The organism is Phytoactinopolyspora endophytica (genome assembly GCF_004138495.1).
In the GTDB taxonomy this organism is placed as follows: Bacteria; Actinomycetota; Actinomycetes; order Jiangellales; family Jiangellaceae; genus Phytoactinopolyspora; species Phytoactinopolyspora endophytica.
Genome location: NZ_ML142860.1, coordinates 36,202 through 37,719 on the forward strand (window position 1 = coordinate 36,202; position 1,518 = coordinate 37,719).

Genomic DNA, 1,518 nt, shown 5'->3' on the forward strand with positions numbered 1-1,518 from the left:
CCGCGGAGAACTTCGACGAGGTCGAGGGGCCTCGGCGGGTGGCTCTGGTCGGCAAGCCCAACGTCGGCAAGTCCAGCTTGTTGAACAAGCTTGCCAAAGAGGACCGGGTCGTCGTCGATCCGGTGGCCGGTACCACAGTGGACCCGGTCGACGAGCTGATCACGCTCGGCGAGCGGGAATGGCGGTTCATCGACACCGCCGGCATCCGGCGGAAGGTCCGGGAAGCCACCGGCGCGGAGTACTATGCGTCGCTGCGGACGGCTTCGGCGTTGGAACGCGCTGAGGTCGGCGTAGTACTGATCGACGCCAGCGACCCGCTGGCCGAGCAGGACCTGCGGATCATCTCGATGGTCGCCGACGCCGGGCGGGCGATGGTGGTGGCCTACAACAAATGGGACCTGCTGGACGACGAGCGCCGCGAGATGCTGGAGCGCGAGATCGACCGTCAGCTGATTCAGGTGCCGTGGGCGCTGCGGGTGAACGTCTCGGCGCTCACCGGTTGGCACGTGGACCGGCTGGTGCGCGCGATGGACACCGCCCTGGAGGGATGGTCGACCCGGGTACCGACAGGAAAGCTGAACGCCTTCCTCGGCGAGGTAGTGTCGGCGCATCCGCACCCCGTCCGGGGTGGCAAGCAACCGCGGATCATGTTCGCCACCCAGGCCGACACCAAGCCACCGCGGTTCGTCCTGTTCACCAGCGGGTTTCTGGAGGCGTCGTACCGTCGCTTCCTGGAGCGGCGGCTGCGTGAGGCATTCGGCTTCGAGGGCACCCCGATCGAGCTTTCGATGCGTGTGCGGGAGCGCCGTTCCCGCTCCTGAAGCACGCTATCCTCGCGACCTCGATACCGCCAGGTGCGCTCAGAGGCCGGTTTGGCTCCCGGAGCGCATCTGGTGGTATCACAGTCAGCGGGTCAAGAGCTCGCGGTACCAGTCGATCGTCTCGCCCAGCGCCTGGAGCAGGGGAGTGGGCTGCACACCGAAGGCGTCCTGGAAAGCGGCGGACACCATGTTCTGCGGGATGCGGTGCTGGTAGAACATCTCCGCGTACTCCCGCATGACCTGCTCATCGAACGGGCCATGGGGCTTGGGCTCGGTGAGGAGGTCGACGTTGACGGGTCGTCCGAGGAGCTGTCCGACGAGGCTGTGGATCTCGGCCGTGCTGACGGCTGGAACGGTCGGTAGGTGCCAGACCCGGCCGTCGCCATGGTCGGTGGTGCCCAGAGTGGCCATGCCCCGCGCGACATCACGGATGTAGGTGTAGCTGTGCGGCAGCTGGATATCGCCCAGCGCGAGCGCCGGCTCGCCGGTGAGCGCCGCGGGGAAGAATGCTCCGCCAAGCGTGGAATTGAGGACGCCGGGTCCGAAGAAGTCAGCGGATCGGCCCAGCACGGTGCGGACGACGCCGGACTCGTGCGCGTCGAGGTAGCGGCGGTCGAGATCGGCGCGGAGCCGGCCTTTCCGGGTGGTGGCCGCCCAGGGCGTCGCCTCGGTGATGTGCCCGCCTTCGGCCTCGCCG

The 1,518-nt window shown here is 68.0% G+C and carries 2 protein-coding genes; one reads left to right on the plus strand and one right to left on the minus strand.

The window, feature by feature from the left end; all coding sequences use genetic code 11:
• The coding region (locus tag ELR45_RS41295; RefSeq protein WP_240759995.1) for a GTPase at positions 1 to 821 on the plus strand (821 nt) is incomplete at its 5' end.
• Between the two features lie 84 nt (positions 822 to 905).
• Here ELR45_RS41295 and ELR45_RS38605 read toward each other — a convergent pair.
• A partial coding sequence (locus ELR45_RS38605; protein ID WP_240759997.1) for a hypothetical protein occupies positions 906 to 1,518 on the minus strand: 613 nt, incomplete at its 5' end.